This is a genomic window from Lysobacter sp. A289 (genome assembly GCF_054072675.1).
On the sequence record NZ_JBSVRN010000001.1, the window covers coordinates 1 to 18,661 of the forward strand.

At 64.9% G+C, this 18,661-nt stretch carries 19 protein-coding genes and 1 other RNA gene; 8 read left to right on the forward strand and 12 right to left on the reverse strand.

Features of this window, described 5'->3' with window-relative positions; genetic code table 11:
• Positions 1–221: 221 nt before the first annotated feature.
• From rpiA to ACW5DN_RS00030, 6 genes are all read right to left on the reverse strand, one after another.
• Positions 222–884 carry a ribose-5-phosphate isomerase RpiA gene (gene rpiA, locus ACW5DN_RS00005; protein ID WP_456960725.1) on the reverse strand — a complete coding sequence of 221 codons (663 nt, stop codon included), beginning with the start codon at positions 882–884 and terminating at the stop codon, positions 222–224.
• A 6-nt stretch (positions 885–890) separates the two neighbouring features.
• On the reverse strand, positions 891–1,361 hold the full coding sequence (locus ACW5DN_RS00010; protein ID WP_456960726.1) for an EVE domain-containing protein: 471 nt from the start codon (positions 1,359–1,361) through the stop codon (positions 891–893).
• Positions 1,358–1,957, reverse strand: a complete 600-nt coding sequence (locus ACW5DN_RS00015) for a 5-formyltetrahydrofolate cyclo-ligase (RefSeq protein WP_456960727.1) — start codon at positions 1,955–1,957, stop codon at positions 1,358–1,360. Before ACW5DN_RS00015 ends, ACW5DN_RS00010 begins: the two co-directional genes overlap by 4 nt.
• A 110-nt stretch (positions 1,958–2,067) precedes the next feature.
• Positions 2,068–2,255: non-coding RNA, 6S RNA (gene ssrS, locus ACW5DN_RS00020), on the reverse strand.
• Between the two features lie 54 nt (positions 2,256–2,309).
• Entirely contained in the window at positions 2,310–2,612 is a 303-nt protein-coding gene (locus tag ACW5DN_RS00025) for a cell division protein ZapA (RefSeq protein ID WP_456960728.1), read from the reverse strand.
• Positions 2,609–2,830: a TIGR02449 family protein gene (locus ACW5DN_RS00030; RefSeq protein WP_456960729.1), complete on the reverse strand. Its 222-nt coding sequence runs from the start codon at positions 2,828–2,830 to the stop codon at positions 2,609–2,611. Before ACW5DN_RS00030 ends, ACW5DN_RS00025 begins: the two co-directional genes overlap by 4 nt.
• A 184-nt stretch (positions 2,831–3,014) precedes the next feature.
• On the opposite strand from ACW5DN_RS00030, the gene ACW5DN_RS00035 reads away from it, so the two are divergent.
• Positions 3,015–3,572: a UPF0149 family protein gene (locus tag ACW5DN_RS00035; RefSeq protein WP_456960730.1), complete on the forward strand. Its 558-nt coding sequence runs from the start codon at positions 3,015–3,017 to the stop codon at positions 3,570–3,572.
• A gap of 19 nt (positions 3,573–3,591) precedes the next feature.
• Positions 3,592–4,899: an aminopeptidase P N-terminal domain-containing protein gene (locus ACW5DN_RS00040; protein ID WP_456960731.1), complete on the forward strand. Its 1,308-nt coding sequence runs from the start codon at positions 3,592–3,594 to the stop codon at positions 4,897–4,899.
• Between the two features lie 89 nt (positions 4,900–4,988).
• Here ACW5DN_RS00040 and pepQ read toward each other — a convergent pair whose 3' ends face one another.
• From pepQ to rph, 6 genes are all read right to left on the reverse strand, one after another.
• A complete protein-coding gene (gene pepQ, locus ACW5DN_RS00045; RefSeq protein WP_456960732.1) occupies positions 4,989–6,335 on the reverse strand; it encodes a Xaa-Pro dipeptidase in 1,347 nt (448 codons plus the stop codon).
• Positions 6,336–6,426: 91 nt separating this feature from the next.
• The gene (locus tag ACW5DN_RS00050; RefSeq protein WP_456960733.1) at positions 6,427–6,789 is read right to left on the reverse strand and encodes a PilZ domain-containing protein; all 363 of its coding nucleotides are present in this window, start codon (positions 6,787–6,789) and stop codon (positions 6,427–6,429) included.
• Positions 6,786–9,071 carry a DUF1631 family protein gene (locus ACW5DN_RS00055; protein ID WP_456960734.1) on the reverse strand — a complete coding sequence of 762 codons (2,286 nt, stop codon included), beginning with the start codon at positions 9,069–9,071 and terminating at the stop codon, positions 6,786–6,788. Before ACW5DN_RS00055 ends, ACW5DN_RS00050 begins: the two co-directional genes overlap by 4 nt.
• A gap of 105 nt (positions 9,072–9,176) precedes the next feature.
• On the reverse strand, positions 9,177–10,334 hold the full coding sequence (gene hemW / locus ACW5DN_RS00060) for a radical SAM family heme chaperone HemW (RefSeq protein ID WP_456960735.1): 1,158 nt from the start codon (positions 10,332–10,334) through the stop codon (positions 9,177–9,179).
• Complete coding sequence (gene rdgB / locus ACW5DN_RS00065; protein WP_456960736.1) at positions 10,331–10,942, reverse strand: RdgB/HAM1 family non-canonical purine NTP pyrophosphatase; 612 nt, start codon at positions 10,940–10,942, stop codon at positions 10,331–10,333. Before rdgB ends, hemW begins: the two co-directional genes overlap by 4 nt.
• A gap of 10 nt (positions 10,943–10,952) precedes the next feature.
• Entirely contained in the window at positions 10,953–11,708 is a 756-nt protein-coding gene (gene rph, locus ACW5DN_RS00070; RefSeq protein ID WP_456960737.1) for a ribonuclease PH, read from the reverse strand.
• A gap of 124 nt (positions 11,709–11,832) precedes the next feature.
• On the opposite strand from rph, the gene ACW5DN_RS00075 reads away from it, so the two are divergent.
• From ACW5DN_RS00075 to recG, 6 genes are all read left to right on the forward strand, one after another.
• Positions 11,833–12,693 carry a YicC/YloC family endoribonuclease gene (locus tag ACW5DN_RS00075; protein WP_456960738.1) on the forward strand — a complete coding sequence of 287 codons (861 nt, stop codon included), beginning with the start codon at positions 11,833–11,835 and terminating at the stop codon, positions 12,691–12,693.
• A gap of 2 nt (positions 12,694–12,695) precedes the next feature.
• A complete protein-coding gene (gene gmk, locus ACW5DN_RS00080; protein ID WP_456960739.1) occupies positions 12,696–13,316 on the forward strand; it encodes a guanylate kinase in 621 nt (206 codons plus the stop codon).
• Positions 13,317–13,429: 113 nt separating this feature from the next.
• Positions 13,430–13,729: a DNA-directed RNA polymerase subunit omega gene (gene rpoZ / locus ACW5DN_RS00085; protein WP_456960740.1), complete on the forward strand. Its 300-nt coding sequence runs from the start codon at positions 13,430–13,432 to the stop codon at positions 13,727–13,729.
• A 131-nt stretch (positions 13,730–13,860) separates the two neighbouring features.
• The gene (locus tag ACW5DN_RS00090; RefSeq protein WP_456960741.1) at positions 13,861–16,050 is read left to right on the forward strand and encodes a RelA/SpoT family protein; all 2,190 of its coding nucleotides are present in this window, start codon (positions 13,861–13,863) and stop codon (positions 16,048–16,050) included.
• A 48-nt stretch (positions 16,051–16,098) separates the two neighbouring features.
• Positions 16,099–16,482, forward strand: a complete 384-nt coding sequence (locus ACW5DN_RS00095) for a RidA family protein (protein ID WP_456960742.1) — start codon at positions 16,099–16,101, stop codon at positions 16,480–16,482.
• On the forward strand, positions 16,475–18,628 hold the full coding sequence (recG, locus tag ACW5DN_RS00100) for an ATP-dependent DNA helicase RecG (protein WP_456960743.1): 2,154 nt from the start codon (positions 16,475–16,477) through the stop codon (positions 18,626–18,628). Before ACW5DN_RS00095 ends, recG begins: the two co-directional genes overlap by 8 nt.
• Positions 18,629–18,661: the final 33 nt, after the last annotated feature.

Below are 18,661 nucleotides of genomic sequence, written 5' to 3' on the forward strand. Positions count from 1 at the left end.
CGGCCTTCTTCTTTTGCGGATTTAGCTGCCGATGCCCAACGCCGCTTGCGCCAGCAAGGCGATCACGCAAAGAAGCCCCACAGCCCAGACCAGACTGCGCAGCTTGTCCAGGTTGGCTATATAAATATCAGCGGCTTAGCGTCCATGGATCCCCGCCTTAGCTGGGACGGACGACGGCAGTTGTTCAGGAATTCCCTGGGTGTTAATGCCCACACGCCTGCTTATAAAAACCGTGGGGGCTCCCCGCCAACGATCACCACGTCCGCCGGTCGCCTGGCGAACAAGCCGACGCTCACGACGCCGGGGATCTGGTTGATCGCGGATTCCAATGCAACCGGGTCGGTGATCCCCAGACCGTGGATATCCAGGATCGTGTTGCCATTGTCGGTGACCACGCCCCGTCCATCGGATTCCTGACGCCAGACGGGTTGTGCGCGGGTCATGGCGAGTATCTCGCGCGCGACCAGGCTACGGGCCATCGGGATGACCTCGACCGGCAATGGAAACCGACCCAGCACGTCGACGCATTTGGACGGGTCAACCACGCAGACAAATTGGGCGCTGGCCTCGGCGATGATTTTCTCGCGGGTCAGTGCGGCCCCGCCGCCCTTGATCAGGCGTTTGTGCGGATCGCATTCATCCGCGCCGTCGACATACAACGACAGCTGGCCGGACGCATTCAGGTCGAATATCTCGATGCCGAGGTCACGCAGGCGCCGGGTGCTTTGCTCGGAGCTGGAGACCGCTCCCTTGATGCGATCCTTGATTCGACCGAGCGCGTCGATGAAGTAGGCGACGGTGGAACCCGTGCCGACACCGACAATCATTCCGTCCTCGACGAACTCGATGGCTTTTTCCGCAGCAAGGCGCTTGGCTTCCGACATCCAGGGTTACTCCAGGGAAAGCAGGTAGTTGTACTGGTGAGCAGAGACCGGGAACACCGACAGGCGATTGCCGCGCCGAATCAACGCGAACTCTTCGCCCAGTTCCTCAGCGTGTTGCTTGATCTCATCCAGGGCTATGGTGCGCGACAACTTGCGCTCGAATGCCACGTCGACCAACTGCCAACGCGGCTCTTGCCTCGTGGCCTTGGGATCATGGTAATGCGACTTGGGGTCGAATTGGGTCTCGTCGGGATAGGATTCGGTCGCGACGGTGGCGGTACCGACGATGCCAGGAACCTTGGTATTGGAATGGTAGAACAGTACCCCGTCGCCAATCGCCATGCCGTCTCGCATGAAGTTGCGCGCCTGGTAGTTGCGCACGCCGTTCCATGGTTCGGTTCCAACCCGCTCCAGATCGTCGATCGAAAATGCTTCAGGTTCGGATTTCATCAGCCAGTATCGGCGGCGTCTGCTCATGGATTCATCGGTCTGTGGAGGCTGGAGTGGGATGGGGTGCACACGGCGTCCATGGGAATGTCCCATTCGGCTGCCTCAAGTGTATCCACCCGCTGGAGGTCGAAGGCAACCCCGACCATCCACGGCGGCGGGCGGCTTCCTTGGCGGAACGCGAAGCTGCGATCGTACCAGCCGCCTCCCATGCCCAGCCGTTGACCTGTCGTATCGAACCCCACTATCGGCACCACCACCAAGCCGAGTTGATCGGCTTCGAGTAATTGCCCTGGGCCGACCGTGGGCTCCGGTATGCCGTACCGGTTGGTGATCAGCGGGTCGCCAGCGCGCCAGGGCGAAAAGCACAGCCTGCCCGCGGAAAGCACCGGCAGACAGTAGACGCATTCGTTGGGAAGTCCAGCCTGCCACGCATCCAATGCAATCTCCCCGTCCATAGCCCAGTAACCGGCCACATGGCCGCTGACCGGCGCAAATGGGAGGCTGAGCAGGTTGCAGGCCAGGCGCTCGGCGGCACAGGTGCGCTCGGACTCCGGTACAGCACGGCGGCGGGCGCGTAGTTCGGTGCGCAATTGCTGGCGGTCTGCCGCCTGCTCCGTCGTCATCGTGCGTGCCCTGTCCGGCAGTGGTGGTGCGCCAGCCCGGTGTGGCGGGGGTTGGCCCGATCCTTGATAGCACTGGCCGGCAGCAGCAACCGGCTGCCAGCTGGAAAGAAAAATCCTCCGCCGATGGCGATGCGCGCGAAACGACCTTGAACCCGAGGTTCAAGTGGGGACGCCTGGAGGCCGTCGGGCTTTCCGCTACGAGGGCGGACTTGCACGCCGGGCTTCCGTTGCATCCCCGCGGTCGCAATTAAGGGACAAGGTGTATGTTTGCGCACGCGGTCGTCCACAGCAGAGGACGTAGTCGGAGTATAGCGCGGTGTCCGCAAACAGGTGGTCATCTATCGTCGGGCGTTCAGCTCGCTGATGAGTCGAACAGTCCGTCGAGCTTGCGGTTCAAGTCGCCCAGGGTGCGTGTCAACTCCTGCGCCCCTTCTGCATCCTGGTCGCGGATCTGTTGCAGTTCATGGGCGAAATTGAGCGCAGCCAACACGGCGACGCGGTCGAGAGCAGCCATGCGGTTGCTGCCGCGGATCTCGCGCATCTTGGTGTCGAGCAACTTCGCCGCCGCGATCAGGCTGTGCTGCTCGCCTGGTTCGCAGCCGACGGTATATTCGCGATCCAGCAGGCGAATGCTGACGGGTTGATTGCTGCTCAAGTGTGTTGCTCCAGCGATTTCAAGCGGGCGATCATGCCCTCCACGCGGGTCCGTGCCTGCTCGTTCTTGGCCAGCAGCGCAGCGCGTTCGCTCGACAGGGTTTCCTGCTGTTGGCGCAGGCTCCGGTTCTCATCCTGGAGTTTTCGCATGCGCTCCGCCAGCTGGTCCACGCGAGCGGCCAACGACTGCATTTGGGAGATCAGTGGAGAGCGATCCATCCCGGCACGATAGGCAGCGCCGGGCAGGCGGTCAAGAAGGCCGGTGAGGGGAACCAACGGATTGGTTCAGCCCGCCGCCGGATCAGCGTGATCGACGCGACCGCGTAATCCCGCCTGACCCGGCCATCGATGCTGCCGGAGCGACGTTGTTAGACTGCAGGCCCATCAATGGCAGTGATCGTCCATGACGCAAAGCTCCACCCCAGAACTCCCTACCCACGCTGCAGTGGAAGCCGAAATCAATCAGCTGTCCCTGTCCACCCCCGCTTCCGAGCTTCACGGCGGCCTGTGCGGCTGGCTTTCCGGCGGCGGCGCGAACCTGCGGCAATGGCCCGGCAAGGTGCTGGTCGACGACGCTGTTCCCAACCCGGAAGCGGGCAGCGCGCTGGATGAATTGCGCCTGGCCAGCGCCGAACAGCTTGCCGACCGCAGTTTCGATTTCGCGTTGCTGCTACCCGATTCCGGCTGCTCCCTGGCCGCCCGCAGCGGTGCACTGTTTGATTGGTGCCGCGGCTTTCTGGGCGGTTTTGGCCTGGCGGCGGGGGCCAACCCGCCATTGTCGGAGGAAAGCACCGAGGCGTTGGGCGACCTGGCCAGGTTGGCGGCCGCACATTCGCAGGATGAGGGGGACGAGGACGACGAGGCGGCGTTGGCCGAGATCGAAGAGTTCGTCCGTGTGGCGGCGTTGTTGGTGCATGGCGACTGCGTGCTGGCCACCCAACACCGGCAACGACTGAACTGACATGGCCAATCCGTTGGCTATGCCTATCAAGGCTCATGCGCGGCGGCGCAAGCAGTTGATGGAAGTCGCCGGCGACGACAGCATCTTGATCCTGCCGGCAGCCCTGGAACGGATCCGAAACCGCGACACCCACTATCCCTACCGGCAGGATTCCGACCTGCTGTACCTGACTGGCTTTCCCGAGCCCGAGGCTGTTCTGGTGCTGGTGCCCGGCCGCAAGCATGGCGAGACCCTGTTGTTCTGCCGTGAGCGCGACCGGGATCGGGAGGGTTGGGACGGGCCGCGATTCGGCCCCGAGGGAGCGGTGGAGGCGTTTGGGCTGGATGATGCCTATCCGATCAGCGACCTGGACGACATCCTGCCGGGCCTGCTGGAAGGTCGCTCCCGGGTGTACTACCACTTTGGCCGCGATGCCGAGTTCGACCTCAAGCTGATCGGGTGGGTCAACCGGGTGCGGGCAATGATGAAGATGGGCAACCGGGCGCCGCACGAGTTCCTCGAGTTGGGCCACCTGCTCGACGAGTTGAGGTTGTTCAAGGATCGCGACGAGTTGCGACTGATGCAGCGTGCGGTCGATATCACCGTGACGGCGCACGAGACCGCGATACGCGCCGTTCGGCCCGGGATGCAGGAGTACCAGCTGCAGGCGGAGGTTGAACGGGTTTTCCGAGCCAATGATTCGGTGCCTGCCTACAGCAGCATCGTCGGTGCCGGGGCCAATGCTTGCGTGTTGCACTACGTCGCCAACAACGGTCCGATTGCCGATGGTGACCTGGTGCTGGTGGATGCGGGCGCGGAGTACCGCGGTTATGCCGCCGATATCACCCGAACCTTTCCAGCCAATGGCCGCTTCAGTACGGAGCAGCGGGCGCTGCACGACCTGGTCGGCGACGCCCATGCGGCGGCGCTGGCGCTGGCGCAACCGGGCAACGCGTACGCGGCCGGCCACGATGCGGCGGTCGAGACACTTACCGAGGGCCTGCTCAAACTGGGCTTGCTGAAAGGCAAACTGGAAAAAAACATCAGTGACGGCAGCTACAAGCGTTTTTATCCGCACAAGACCGGACACTGGATCGGCGTCGATGTCCACGACGTCGGCGATTACCGGATCGATGGCGAGTCGCGCCTGCTGGAGCCGGGGATGGTGTTCACGATCGAGCCGGGCCTGTATGTGCGGCCGGATGACACCAGCGTTGCCGTCAAATGGCGCGGTATTGGCATCCGTACCGAGGACGACGTGCTGGTGACCAGGGAAGGCCACAAGGTGCTGACCGGGAAGCTTGCAAGAAGTGCGGAGGAGATTGAGGCGTTCATGGCGCAGGGTTGAGCGAGCCCCGGTAAAGAGCAACGTCGATAATAAACAAGCCCGGCCGGAGCCGGGCTTGCTGGTAGTCGGCGGCAGCCGTTGCTATCGGTTCACGCGGCGTTCGCGGCAAAATCCTCGCGGGTGAGGTTGATCGGGTCGCCATCGGTGCAGACCACATCGTCCTCGATCCGGATACCGCCATAAGGGCGGAAGGTGGCGACCTTGTCCCAATTGACCGACTTCGCCTGCGGACTGTTTCGGACCTCATCAAGCAGCATGTCGACGAAGTAGATCCCGGGCTCGATGGTCATCACCATGCCCGCCTCCATCACCCGGGTAGTGCGCAGGAACGGCTGGCCTTCGGGCTGGGCGATGGTGCCGCCACGGTCGGATTCGGCGAAGCCGGCGACGTCGTGCACCTGAAGGCCGATGCCATGGCCAATCCCATGCGGGAAGAAGGCGTTGCTGACACCGGTTTCCAGCGCGGCCTCGGGCGACATGTCGATGAAGCCGAAGTCCTTGAGTACCGCGGACAACTTCAGGTGTGCGCCCAGGTGAAGCTGTTTGTAGTCGAAGCCGGCGCGTACCTCGTCGCACATCTTCAGTTGGGCGGCATCGACGGCGTCGATCAGCGACTGGAACTCGCTGTCGCGATCAAAGGCATAGGTGCGGGTGATATCGCTGGCGTAGCCGTTGTAGCTGCCACCGGCATCAATCAGGAAGCTGCGCAGCTGCGCCGGCGGCGTTGTTTCCGCATCGGAATAATGCAGCACGGCGCCGTGCTCGTTGAGCGCCACGATATTGTGGTACGGCAGCTCGTTGGGATCCTGGCGCGCCGCGGAGCAGTAGGCCATGTGGATGTCGAACTCGCTCTTGCCGGCGCGGAATGCGGCCTCTGCGGCCAGGTGCGCACGCACGCCAATGCGCGTTGCGCCGCGCATCATCGTGATTTCGTACGGCAGCTTGAACGCGCGATGGTAGTCCAGGTAATTCACCACCGCTGCCGGGTTGTTGGGCACGAAGCTGCGTTGGTCATCGCTGCCAAGGGCGCTCTGCGGCTCACCCAGGATCGCGCAACGCGCCGGATCGGCGGGCAGGTGTTGCAGGGCCTCGGCGGCCTTGCGGATGATGATGATCTCGAACTCGTCGACCCAATAGCCCTCGGGTGCACGGGGCACGACGTGCCAATAGTCGAACGGCTGCAGGTAGATGAGCTTGGGCTTCTGGCCAGGAGTGAACACCAGCCAGCTGCCGGGATTCCGGGTCAGTGGAGCCCAGGTCTTGAACTGGGGATTGACGGCGTACGGGTAGTCGCGATCATCGAATACCTGGTAGTGAACGGTCCCGCTGGGAATGACCAGGTGATCAAAACCGCCAAGCTCCAGCGCCTGCGTGCTGCGGCGCTGCAGTTCCACCATGTAGTGCGAATAGGCGCTCGCCAGATCTTCGGTTGCCATGTCAGTCCTCTTTGGGTCAGTGGTGCAATTCTGACCGATTCGTTGCCACGGCGCAGGGGACATTGGGCATGGCTGCCGAGGGGCCTGCGATTCACTGGGGCCGCGCAAGCCAGCCGTGCAGGCGTTGCCGATAGGGCTCCGGCAGGTTGATGAAGCGCAGCCCGACCCAGGTTCGCCCCGGGTTGGAGGTGGGTGCTTGCCACAACACGTGCGCTCCGACCTCGATCAACGACGCCGGGCTATCGGTGCTGCCCAACTGGAACTGCAACTGGTACAACCCGTCGTCGACCAGTGCGACGTTTGCGATCAGCAGCATGCCCGTCTCCGACGCGTTGCCAACCAAGCCCAACGTGCGGTCGGTCATGCAGTCGACAACCGCGATCACGCCGTCGGCGGGGCGGCGGACACCACGGCGCTGATCGCGGCCGTCCTCGGTGGTGGCTATGGAACTCACGGTGAAGTCTCCTGCGGTGGGTCCTGGCCGACCAGGCTGCGCAGCACGCCCAGCGTCGCCTGCCAGGCACGATCAACCACGCTTTCACGCTCGCTGCCGAGCACTGCTGCCTGGCCCACGGCGAGCAGCCGCGCGACCTGGTCCAGGCTGTCGTGTTGCCCGGCATCCTCCACCCGTTGGCCACGCTGGTTCACAAACAGGGAACGCCCGGTCACCGGGCTGTACCACGCCAGGCGACGCCGGATCTTGTCGCCTTGCTGGTTGGTCGCAAACTCGATCCAGGTACCGAATGGCAAGCTGCGCAGATGGTTGTAGCACGCCTGCTCGCGTGGATTGCGCTCCTTTTGAGGAGCGGGGGGCACGGCGTTGTCGGCACCGAGCCGGGTCCTTGTGCGGAGCTTGATCGCCAGTTCGGTACGCGATGCCGGATCGTGTTCCTCTTCGGCCGCGCCGACCAGGCGACTGGCAATCGCACTGGCTTCCTGGCCCTGATAGCCGACCAGCCCCAAAGCCTGCTCGATCCGGGGCTGGAGCTCGTCTCCGGCAGGCTGGTTGCCGGTGCTGGCGGCGACGATGGCGTCGGTGGCCTCGACCAGCTCCTGCCATTGATCGGAATCCTGGCCATGGCGTAGCAGCGTCAGGCTCAGCACATCGACCCAGGCCTGGTCGAGCACGTTGCGTTGGAACCGGGGTACCGCGGCGTCGCCGATGGCCGCTTTCACGGTATCGGCGGCGTGTTGCTTTGCCAGATCCAGCTTGTCCCGCCCGCGAGCGGCTTCCACATGACGTCGCTCAGCACTTTCGGCCTTGCGGGCCACGGCCTGCTGATGCTCGTCAAGGACCTGGTTGGCTGATTCAAATACGGTGTCGTCGCCGCTGTAATGCTCGACGACATGCTCGACCGCCTGGCCCAACTGCTGGTCAAGCTGTGGATCGATTTCATCCTCGGCGATCCAGCCGGCCCCGGCCTGGGCGACCGCGTTGAGCAGCTGGCGTGCAGGATGGTCGCCGCGTATGAAGAAACCGCGATCCTGCAGCGCGACTCGCAACAAGGGCACCTGCAAGCGTTCCAGCAGGCCGGCACTGGGGGTGTCGCGCCGCAGTTCACGACCGATTTGTGCGTACAACAGGCCAAGCAGCTCGAAGGTCTCGTTATCCTGCGGCGATAGCGACGTCGCATGGCCGCGCTGCTGTCGACTCTGCACCAGCAGGGCCTGCCGAATCTGGTCGGTGCTGCGCCGATTGCCCGCCGTCGCGGGTTGTACCTGGAGCTGGTGCAACGCGGCGTCGACCTCGGCGGTGTCGAGCGCGATCCTGGTCGGTGTGGAAGCATCGGCACCGGTGCCAGCCGGCGCCTGGCGCATCTCGCGTCGCCGTGCCAGCAGTAGATCCAGCTCCTGCCGTGCGAGGGCTTGAATGTCCTCGTCGCTGGCGACACCAAATTTGGTGTGGGCTCGTCTATCGTCCGTTGTGGCAGTCGCTGCAGCAATGGCGTCGGCACTGCCGATGCGCTTGCCCTGGTCGTCGGTCTCAAGCCGCGGGTCAGGCGCCGCGCCGCGCCGCTTGCGCAACGGGACGAAAGCCAATCCCGGCAGGACATTGGCTTTATCCAGCAGCGAATTCATCATCTCCGCCAGTGCCGGGTAGCCGGCCATCAACTGCCGGTCGAACCGTTGATAGAGCGACAATCGCGTGTCGAGGTTGAGGGATAGCTCGGCGCAGGTCTCGGAGAACATCCGGCCCAATGACTGCGGCCCCACCGGGAGCCGCGCCGCCTCGAACGCGGGCATTCCGGCCAACACCCCGAATCGCTGGCCCAACAGCAGTAGCGGCAACCCCGCACGCGATTCCTGACGGCGCGCCATGGTGGCCAGCATGGCGTCCTCGGCGATCTCGTCATGTTCGAGCAGGCGCAACTGACCGGATCGCTGAACCGGCTCGTGCGGGTCGAGCGCAGTGATCGCACCGGCGGCTCGCAGGTTCCACAGTGCGGTTTCCAATCTGGCGAGGAAGCGCGGAACGAAGCTGTCGCGTTGTTCGCGCAAACCGCGCAAGTCATCGAAGTGCCCCGATTGCAGTGCCGTGTTACGGGCGCCGTCAGCCAGTCGAAACAGGTCTTGTTCCACGGTCTCCAGCACGCGCTCCAACTCGAGGCCAAGCTTGGCCGCCAACTGCGTCTGCAGTTGCACCAGCAGGCCATTCACCCGGGTCGGCAACGGCAAGATCGCCACGGCGGCATGTGGCGCTACTGGCGTGGCAAGCGGATCCTGGTGTTTCGGCATGTTGGTCAGGCTCCCCCCGAGCCGCTGGCGCGTCTGGCAGCAAACGGTGCCTGACGAATCGGATTATGACCGAAACTCACCGGTATCGATGACGCGCCCCCACTCTCACTGATCGAGGAACAACGACACCACGTCGTTGGTGAAGCGCCGTCCCAATGGGGTGGGCTGCACATGGTCGTTCTCGATCGCCAGCCAACCGCGATCGACTGCCGTTTGCAGTTGGGACGCGATCGTCGCCCGGGATTGACCCGTACGCGCTTCGAAGCCGGCCATGCTGAACCCGTCCACCAACCGCAGCGCATTGAGCATGAACTCGAATGCGCGGCGATCCGGTGCCACCAGTTCCTGGCCACCAATCGCGGCGGGGGTGCCGGCATCGGCCAGGTAGCGGGTGGGGTGTTTGTGCTTCCAGCGTCGCAGGATCGACTGATCGTGGCCCTGGGTGATCTTGCCATGCGCGCCCGCGCCGATCCCGAGGTAGTCGCCGTACTTCCAGTAATTGAGGTTGTGCGCGCATTCGCGGCCTGCCCGTGCGTAGGCGCTGACTTCGTACTGGCGATAACCGGCGTTGGCCAGCATCGCCTGGCAGTGCTCCTGCATGTCCCAACTGCCATCGTCATCGGGGATGCCTGCCGGCGGGCGGGCGGCGAACACGGTGTTGGGCTCCAGGGTCAACTGGTAGTGGCTGACGTGCGCGGGTTGCAATGCGAACGCGCGCGTGAGGTCGTGCTCGGCCATCGCCAGGGTTTGTTGTGGCAACGCGTACATCAAATCAAGGTTGAGGTTGTCGAACCCCGCGTCCTGGGCCAGCTTGACCGCGGCCTCGGCCTCGGCGCTGTCATGGATCCGTCCCAAGCGCTGCAGGCAGCCGTCATCGAAGCTCTGGATGCCAAAGCTGAGGCGGTTGACGCCGGCGTCGCGGTAGCCTTCGAAGCGCCCGTGCTCGGCGGTGCCGGGGTTGGTCTCCAGCGTGATCTCGCAACCGGGCGCGAACCGCAACCGTGAACTGGCGCCCTGCAGGAAGCGGTCGATGAATTCGGCGGGCATCAGGCTGGGAGTACCACCACCGAAGAACACCGATTGCACCGTGCGGCCCCAGACCAGCGGCAGGTCGAGATCCAGGTCGGCCAGCAGCGCCGCCACGTAGGCGGCAAACGGCAACTCGCCGCGGCCTTCGTGTGAGTTGAAGTCGCAATACGGGCATTTGCGTACACACCAGGGGATGTGGACGTACAGCGAGAGTGGCGGCGGGGCGAGGGTCATGGCGACGTCGCAGGCAGCGAACCGAGTTTCCGGTGCAGGATCGCCAACGCCTGGCCGCGGTGGCTGACGCGGTTCTTGGTTGCCGGATCGAGCTCGGCTGCCGTCTTCCCGGTTTCGGGGTCGAGGAACAGCGGGTCGTAGCCGAAGCCGCCGGCGCCGCGAGTCGCGGTCAGGATCCGGCCATGCCACTCGCCCTGCGCGATCAGCGGGCGCGGATCGTCGGCATGGCGCAGCAGTGCCAGGGTGCAGTGGAAATGGGCGCCGCGTTGCAGCTCGGGCACTCCGTCGAGCGCTTGCAGCAGCTTGTCGATGTTGCGTGCCGCATCGCTGGGTTCGCCGGCGTAGCGCGCCGAATACAAGCCGGGCGCGCCATTGAGCGCATCGACGCAGAGTCCGGAGTCGTCGGCCAGCGCCGGCAGGCCGGTGGCCCGGGCGGCGTGGCGCGCCTTCAGCAGGGCGTTCTCGACGAACGTCAGCCCGGTTTCCTCGATGTCTCCGACCCCGAGTTCGCCCTGCGCGACGAATTCGATGCCGGCCTCGCCGAGCAGGCGGTTGAATTCGGCCAGCTTGCCGATGTTGCCGCTGGCAACGACAATGCGAACGCTCACCGGCACGGGCTCAAAGTCCGAGCGCTTCACGCTGCTTCGCCACCAGCTCGGTAATGCCTACTTCCGCCAGCGCGGTCATTGCCGCCAACTCTTCGCGACGGAATGCGTGACCTTCAGCGGTGCCCTGCAACTCGATGAAGCCGCCACCGTCATTCATGACCACGTTCATGTCGGTGTCGCAGTTGCTGTCCTCGGCGTAGTCCAGGTCCAGCACCGGTACGCCGCGGTAGATGCCCACCGATACGGCCGCTACGGCGCCGAAGATCGGTGAACGCCCCGCCTTGGACTTGATGTCGCCGCGCTTGATCATCCAGTTCACTGCATCGGTCAATGCCACGTAGGCGCCGGTGATTGCCGCGGTGCGGGTGCCGCCATCGGCCTGGAGGACGTCGCAGTCCAGGGTGATGGTGCGCTCGCCGAGCGCCTTGCGGTCGATGCAGGCGCGCAACGAGCGGCCGATCAGGCGCTGGATTTCCAGGGTGCGCCCGCCCTGTTTGCCGCGCGCGGCCTCGCGGTCGTTGCGGGTGTTGGTGGCGCGCGGCAGCATGCCGTACTCGGCAGTGACCCAGCCCTCGCCCTTGCCGCGCAGGAAGCCGGGCACCCGGTTCTCCACGCTGGCGGTACACAGCACGCGGGTGTCGCCGAAGCTGATCAACACCGAGCCTTCGGCGTGGCGGGTAAAGGCGCGCTCGATGCGGACCTCACGCAGCTGTTCCGGCGTGCGACCGCTGGGTCGTGAAAATTCGTTGCTGCCGGTGGTTGACATGGTGCGGACTGCCGTTGAAGTTAGGGGGTTTTGGGTGGGCGAGTTTACCATTCGCATCAACCGCTCCCATCGGGCACCCCGGCACCCAACCGTCTCCCCCGCCGTTCATCACAGGATATTGCGCATGATTCGCAGCATGACCGCCTTCGCAAGCAGCGAGAGCGTCACCGAATGGGGGACGCTGAGTTGCGAGCTGCGTTCGGTCAATCACCGCTTCCTGGAGATCGGTGTCCGCTTGCACGACGATTTACGCGCGCTGGAGCCGGTGCTGCGCGAGCGAATCGCCGCGCGCATCGCTCGCGGCAAGGTCGATGTCACCGTGCGGTTGCGCTCGCCTGAAGGTGCCAGCGGGTTGCAGGCCGACCCGGGCCGGCTGCGCGAGTTGGGCGATCTGGCGACCGAGCTGTCCAATCGTTTCCCGGGCCTGCATACCGAGTTCACCCAGTTGTTGCAGTTCCCCGGTGTGTTGCAGGCACCGGCCACCGATGCGGCCGCGTTGCAGGCCCAGACGCTGGCGTTGCTGGACACCGTGCTGGACGAGTTCATCGCCGCCCGTGAGCGCGAAGGCGGCAAACTGGCGGCGGGTATTGCAGAGCGTGTTGACGGCATTGCCGCCATCGCCGCGCAGGTGCGAGAGCTGATGCCGGTCATCCGGGCCGCCCAACGTGCCAAACTGGAAGGGCGGCTGGCGGATCTCGCCCAGCCGGTAGAGCCGGGTCGGATGGAGCAGGAACTGGTGATGTGGCTGCAGAAGCTCGATGTCGATGAAGAGCTCGACCGGCTCGACTCGCACGTGGTCGAGGCGCGCCGCGTGCTGACCTTGCGCGAGGCGGTTGGGCGCCGGCTGGATTTCCTGCTGCAGGAGTTCAACCGCGAGGCCAATACGCTGGGTTCCAAGTCGGTGGATGGGCGCAGTTCGGCTGCCGCGATCGAGTTGAAGGTATTGATCGACCAGGTCCGCGAACAGATCCAGAACATCGAATGAGCATGCGTGGAACTCTCTACATCGTCGCCGCGCCCTCGGGTGCGGGAAAATCCAGCATCGTCAACGCGGTGCTGGCCCGCGATCCGAACATCCGCTTGTCGATATCGTTCACGTCACGGCCGGCACGCCCCCGCGAGAAAAATGGCGAGCATTACCACTTTGTCGACGAGCCCGAGTTCGAACGCATGGTTGCAGCCGGCGACCTGTTCGAGCATGCCCGCGTCCACGGTGACTGGAAGGGCACCGCGCGCCAGTCGGTCGAGCCGCAACTGGCGGCAGGAAAGGACGTGCTGCTGGAAATCGACTGGCAGGGTGCACGCCAGGTCCGTCGCAAGTTGCCCGGAGCAGTCAGTGTTTTCATCCTGCCACCCTCGCGCGCCGCACTGGAGCTGCGCATGCGTGCGCGAGGCCAGGACAGTGAGGATGTCATTGCCCGTCGGCTGGCCGCCGCCCGCGAGGAGATGTCGCACTATGGCGAATTTGACTACGTCATCGTCAATGACGTTTTCAACGTGGCTGTCGACGAGATGTGTGCGATTTTCACCGCCAGCCGCTTGCGGCGTGACGCCCAGGTGGCGCGCCACGGCAAGCTGATCACCACGCTGCTGGCCGACGACCGGTGATGGCTGCGTAACTGCTTGATTCCAAAAGACGTGACTTGCCCTGCGTCGTCCACAGTCGCTATAATCGCGTCCCCTTTGCATCTGTATTGACGGCCCCGGCCGTCAGGAGCCCCATGGCCCGCATTACCGTAGAAGATTGCCTGGAAGTGGTCGATAACCGCTTTGAACTCGTCATGATGGCGGCCAAGCGTGCTCGTCAACTCGCCACCGGCGTCGAATCCAGGATCGACAACAGCGAGTCCAACGACAAGCCGACGGTGCTTGCCTTGCGCGAAATCGCCGCTCGCGAGATCAACCAGGAATACATCGACGCGGTGGACAAGTCCGAGCGTGCCCGCAAGGAGCGCGAAGCGCTGGAGTGGGCCGCCGCCGAGGTGGTCACCGACGACGACCTGGCCAAGGGCGACGACTGACCCCGCATCGGCCGGTTGCCCAGCCTGTGTTGCTTGACGCGGCCCCGCCTTGTGCGGGGTCGTCTGGTTTTGGGGAATCGACTTGCGCCCATGCGTTGCATGGCGTGGCGCCGGACGCGTAGATTGCCACCATGACCTCTTTCGAGCCCGCCTGTAGTCGCCCCGGACCCGCTGTCGACAATGACGATGCGGCACTGCCCGACTACATGCGCGAGCTCGAACAGGCGGTTCGCTACCTGACCGAGCCGCAACGCAAGTTGCTGCGCCGGGCATGGGCGGTGGGAGCGCAGGCCCACGCCGGCCAAGTGCGGCGGTCCGGCGAGCCCTACATCACCCATCCGGTAGCGGTTGCGCGGGTGCTGGCCGACCAGGGGCTGGATGTCGAGACCCTGCTGGCGGCGATCTTGCACGACACCATCGAAGATACCTCGCTGACCCGCGATTGCATCGCCGCGGAGTTCGGCGACACCGTGGCGGAACTGGTCGACGGGGTCACCAAGCTCGACAGGGTGCAGTTCCGTGACCGTCTGGAAGCGACCGCCGAGAGCTTCCGCAAGATGCTGCTGGCCATGTCGCGCGACTTGCGGGTGATCTTGATCAAGTTGGCGGATCGTCTGCACAACATGCGCACGCTGGGTGCAAAAGATCCCGAGTCGCGCCAGCGGATCGCCCGTGAAACGCTGGAGATCTATGCCCCGATTGCCCAGCGACTGGGCATGAACCTGATCAAGGCGGAGTTGCAGGATCTCGGGTTCCGCGCGTTGTATCCGTGGCGCCATGCGGTGCTGGAAAAATACCTGCGTGACCAGCCGGTGGTCCGGCGCGAAGCCCTGGTGCAGATCGAGGCCAACCTGGCCCAGCGGCTGGCCAAGGAGAAGCTGCCCAACCGACTGATCAGCCGGGTCAAGTCGCCGTGGAGCATCTATACCAAGATGGAAGCCGAGGGAAAGAGCTTCGCCCAACTGATGGATGTGTTCGGCTACCGCATCGTGCTGACCTCGGTAGCGGATTGTTACCACGCGCTGGGCGTGGTGCACTCGACCTACAAGCCTTTGGATGCGCGTTTCCGCGACTTCATCGCGATCCCCAAGGCCAACGGTTACCAATCGCTGCATACGGTGCTGTTCGGTCCCTACGGATCGCCGATCGAGGTGCAGCTGCGGACCGAGGAGATGGATCTGATCGCGGAGAAAGGCATCGCCGCACATTGGTCGTACAAGGAAGGAAGCGACGGCCCCAACAGCGCGCAAAGCCGCGCCCAGCACTGGATCAGCGGACTGGTGGAATCCCAGAGCACGGCCGGCTCGTCGCTGGAATTCCTCGAGAATGTCAAGGTCGACTTGTTCCCGGACGAGGTCTACCTGTTCACGCCGAAGGGTGAAATCCTGTCGTTGCCGCGCAATGCGACCGCACTCGATTTCGCCTACTCGGTGCATACCGACGTCGGCAACCAGGCGGTCGCCGCGCGCGTGGACGGCAAGCTGGTGCCGCTGCGCACCCGGCTGTCGAGCGGCGAGCGGATCGAGATCATTACCGCCAAGTCGTCGATGCCAAAGCCGCAATGGCTGGAGTTCGTGGTCTCGGGCAAGGCCCGCACCTCCATCCGCCAGCAACTCAAGAGCATCGAACACGAGGATGCCGTGCAGCTCGGCCACCGGATGCTGGACCGTGCGCTGGAGGCGCTGGACAGCTCGCTGGAGCGGATCCCGGCAGCGCAGCTTGACAACTACCTGCAGGAAAGCCGTTACCCGCGCCTGGAGGCTTTGCTGGCCGACATTGCACTGGGCAACAAGATGCCCAGGCAAGTGGCGTTCATCCTGGCCTACCCGGCTGGTAGCGAAGGCCGGGCTGCCCCGAAGACGCCGGGCATCTCGCAGGCCCAGGACAAGATCCTGATCACCGGCGCGGAAGGCGGCATAATCAGCTTCGCCAATTGCTGCCTGCCGATCGCGGGTGACGAGATCATGGGTTACCACACCACTGGCAAGGGCATCGTGGTGCATCGGCTGGACTGCCCCAATGTCGCCGACTACCGCAAGTCGCCGGATCGGTGGGTACCGATCGGGTGGGATCGCAAGGTCAGTGGTGACTTCAGCGCGGCGCTGAGGATCGAGGTCGACAATCGGCCCGGCGCGCTGGCCCAGGTCGCCGCGGCGATCGCAGAGGCGAAATCCAACATCGAGCGGGTCGAGTACCTCGAGCGCGATACCAATGTGGCCGTGTTGCGCTTCTCGATCGAGGTCGCCGATCGGCGTCATCTCGCCAACGTGATCCGCAAGGTCCGCAAGTCCGGCGTGGTGATCGCGGTGCAGCGGATCTGAGCCCAGCCTCCTACAATGTGGGTTGACCCCGCCCCCTTAGGAGCCCGCATGTCCCGCACCCCCGTCCACAGCGACCACGCCCCGGCAGCCATCGGCCCGTACTCACAAGCCGTGCGCATGGGCCAGACGGTTTTTCTGTCCGGCCAGATTCCACTGGACCCGGCCACCGGCGAGATCGTTGCCGGCGACGTGACCGCCCAGGCGCGGCGCTCGTTCGACAATCTCAAGGCCGTCTGTGAAGCCGCGGGTGGCTCGCTGGAGCAGGTCGCCCGGCTTGGCTTGTATCTGACCGACCTGGGCGACTTCGCTGCGGTCAACGCGGTGATGGCCGACTATTTCCAGGCGCCGTATCCGGCTCGATCGACGATCGAGGTATCCGGCCTGCCGAAGGGTGCGGCATTCGAGGTCGACGCGATCCTGGTTCTTGGCTAGACGCGCCACTCGTCCCGCACCCGCACTGGCCGCGGTCGGCGAAAACCCGCTGACCGTGTTGCCCGGTTGTGGACCGAAAATGGCCGAAAAGTTGGCCGCGCGAGGCTTGTCCTGCCTGCAGGACCTGTGGCTGCAACTGCCTCGCCAGTACGAGGATCGGACCCGGCTGACGGCGATCCGCGCGTTGCAGCCGGGTGTCGCCGCACAAATCGAAGGGCGTGTCGAAGCGGTCGAGCGCAGCTTCCGGTATCGGCCGATGCTGCGGGTGGCTGTGGGTGACGGGTCACACGCGACGGTGACCTTGCGCTTTTTTCATTTTCGCGCCGCGCAGCTCGCCCAGTTCCAGCCAGGCGCGCGGATCCGCTGTTACGGCACGCCTCGCCCCGGCCAGCTGGGGCTGGAAATCGTCCATCCCAGCTATCGGCTGCTGGATGAGGCGGCAGGTGACGAGCTGGGTGACCGGTTGGACCCGGTGTACCCGGCGATCGAGGGCGTCGGTCCGGCCTCGCTGCGGCGACTGATCGGGTTCGCCCTGGATCGCCTGCCCGGTGACGAGGCCATCGAGCTGCTGCCCGGCAATGTGCTGTCCTCGTTGCGGTTGCCGTCTTTGCGCGAGGCATTGTTGACGGTCCATCGGCCACTTGGCGACGCGGACGTCACGGCGCTGCTTGCCGGTACCCATCCGGCGCAGCGGCGGCTGGCGCTGGAGGAGCTGCTGGCCCATCACCTCAGCCTGCGGCGTCAACGCATGGCCCACCAGGCGCACGCCGCACCGGTACTGGCCGACCACACGTTGGCACGACGCCTGCGCGACAGCCTCCCGTTCCGCCTTACCGGCGCCCAGCAACGGGTGCTGGGCGAGGTGTTGGTTGATCTGGCCAGGCCCACGCCGATGCTGCGACTGGTGCAGGGCGATGTCGGTAGCGGCAAGACCGTGATCGCCGCATTGGCGGCGATGGTCGCCATTGCCGGTGACAAGCAGGCCGCCTTGATGGCACCCACGGAACTGTTGGCCGAGCAGCACTTGGTCAACCTGCGCGGCTGGTTTGATCCGTTGGGTGTCAGCGTCGCCTGGTTGGCTGGCAAGGTCACCGGCAAGGCACGGACGAAAGTGCTGGAGCAGGTGGCTTCCGGCGAAGCGCGGATCGTGGTGGGCACCCACGCGCTGATGCAGGAGGGGGTCGCGTTCCACGACCTGGCGTTGGCGATCGTTGACGAGCAGCATCGCTTTGGGGTCCATCAGCGCCTGGCACTGCGCGACAAGGGCGCCGGTGGCGTGGTGGGCGCGCACAGCGTCGTCCCGCACCAGCTGGTGATGACCGCTACCCCGATTCCGCGCACCCTGGCGATGTCGGCGTATGCCGACCTTGATGTGTCATCGATCGACGAGTTGCCGCCCGGACGGACGCCAGTGCAGACCGTCGCGCTCAGTGGCGAGCGCCGCCCCGAGCTGGTTGAGCGGATCCGCCAGGCCTGTGCCCAGGGCAAGCAGGCGTATTGGGTCTGCACGCTGATCGACGAGCCGGAGGAAGGCGGCCGCGCCGGCAGTGCACTGAAAATCGAGGCACAGGCGGCGCAGACGACTTTCGAGGCCTTGTCGGGACAACTCCCGCAGTTGCGTGTCGGTCTTGTCCACGGCCGGATGAAGTCGCTGGAAAAGCGCGCGACGATGGCAGCGTTCAAGGTGGGTGACATCGACCTGCTGGTGGCGACCACGGTGATCGAGGTCGGCGTGGACGTGGCCAATGCCTCGCTGATGATCATCGAGAACGCCGAGCGGCTCGGGCTCGCCCAGTTGCATCAGTTGCGTGGACGGGTGGGGCGGGGTAGCACGGCCTCCAGTTGCGTGTTGCTGTATCGCTCGCCGTTGTCGATGTTGGCGCGGCAGCGGCTGGAAACCATGCGCGAGACCAACGATGGCTTCCTGATCGCGGAGAAGGACCTGGCGCTGCGCGGTCCCGGTGAATTGCTGGGCACCCGCCAGACCGGCCTGGCCGAGTTCCGGCTGGCCGATCTGGTTCGTGACGCCGACCTGTTGCCGCAGGTGCAGGCGCTGGCCGAACAACTGCTGGTCGAGGCGCCGCAGGTTGCCGACCGCATCGTGGCGCGCTGGATCGGAGCCGCCGTGCGCTATGCCGGCGCCTGAATCGCGTACCACCAGGATGCCAAGACACTGGAA

Coding starts and splice junctions, on each gene's coding strand:
- hemW (WP_456960735.1), bottom strand. CDS start 10,334: ATGACCCTCGCCCCGCCGCCACTCTCGCTGTACGTCCACATCCCCTGG.
- ACW5DN_RS00075 (WP_456960738.1), top strand. CDS start 11,833: ATGATTCGCAGCATGACCGCCTTCGCAAGCAGCGAGAGCGTCACCGAA.
- ACW5DN_RS00040 (WP_456960731.1), top strand. CDS start 3,592: ATGCCTATCAAGGCTCATGCGCGGCGGCGCAAGCAGTTGATGGAAGTC.
- rpiA (WP_456960725.1), bottom strand. CDS start 884: ATGTCGGAAGCCAAGCGCCTTGCTGCGGAAAAAGCCATCGAGTTCGTC.
- ACW5DN_RS00035 (WP_456960730.1), top strand. CDS start 3,015: ATGACGCAAAGCTCCACCCCAGAACTCCCTACCCACGCTGCAGTGGAA.
- gmk (WP_456960739.1), top strand. CDS start 12,696: ATGCGTGGAACTCTCTACATCGTCGCCGCGCCCTCGGGTGCGGGAAAA.
- ACW5DN_RS00095 (WP_456960742.1), top strand. CDS start 16,099: ATGTCCCGCACCCCCGTCCACAGCGACCACGCCCCGGCAGCCATCGGC.
- ACW5DN_RS00055 (WP_456960734.1), bottom strand. CDS start 9,071: ATGCCGAAACACCAGGATCCGCTTGCCACGCCAGTAGCGCCACATGCC.
- rpoZ (WP_456960740.1), top strand. CDS start 13,430: ATGGCCCGCATTACCGTAGAAGATTGCCTGGAAGTGGTCGATAACCGC.
- ACW5DN_RS00010 (WP_456960726.1), bottom strand. CDS start 1,361: ATGAGCAGACGCCGCCGATACTGGCTGATGAAATCCGAACCTGAAGCA.
- rph (WP_456960737.1), bottom strand. CDS start 11,708: ATGTCAACCACCGGCAGCAACGAATTTTCACGACCCAGCGGTCGCACG.
- ACW5DN_RS00015 (WP_456960727.1), bottom strand. CDS start 1,957: ATGACGACGGAGCAGGCGGCAGACCGCCAGCAATTGCGCACCGAACTA.
- pepQ (WP_456960732.1), bottom strand. CDS start 6,335: ATGGCAACCGAAGATCTGGCGAGCGCCTATTCGCACTACATGGTGGAA.
- ACW5DN_RS00030 (WP_456960729.1), bottom strand. CDS start 2,830: ATGGATCGCTCTCCACTGATCTCCCAAATGCAGTCGTTGGCCGCTCGC.
- ACW5DN_RS00090 (WP_456960741.1), top strand. CDS start 13,861: ATGACCTCTTTCGAGCCCGCCTGTAGTCGCCCCGGACCCGCTGTCGAC.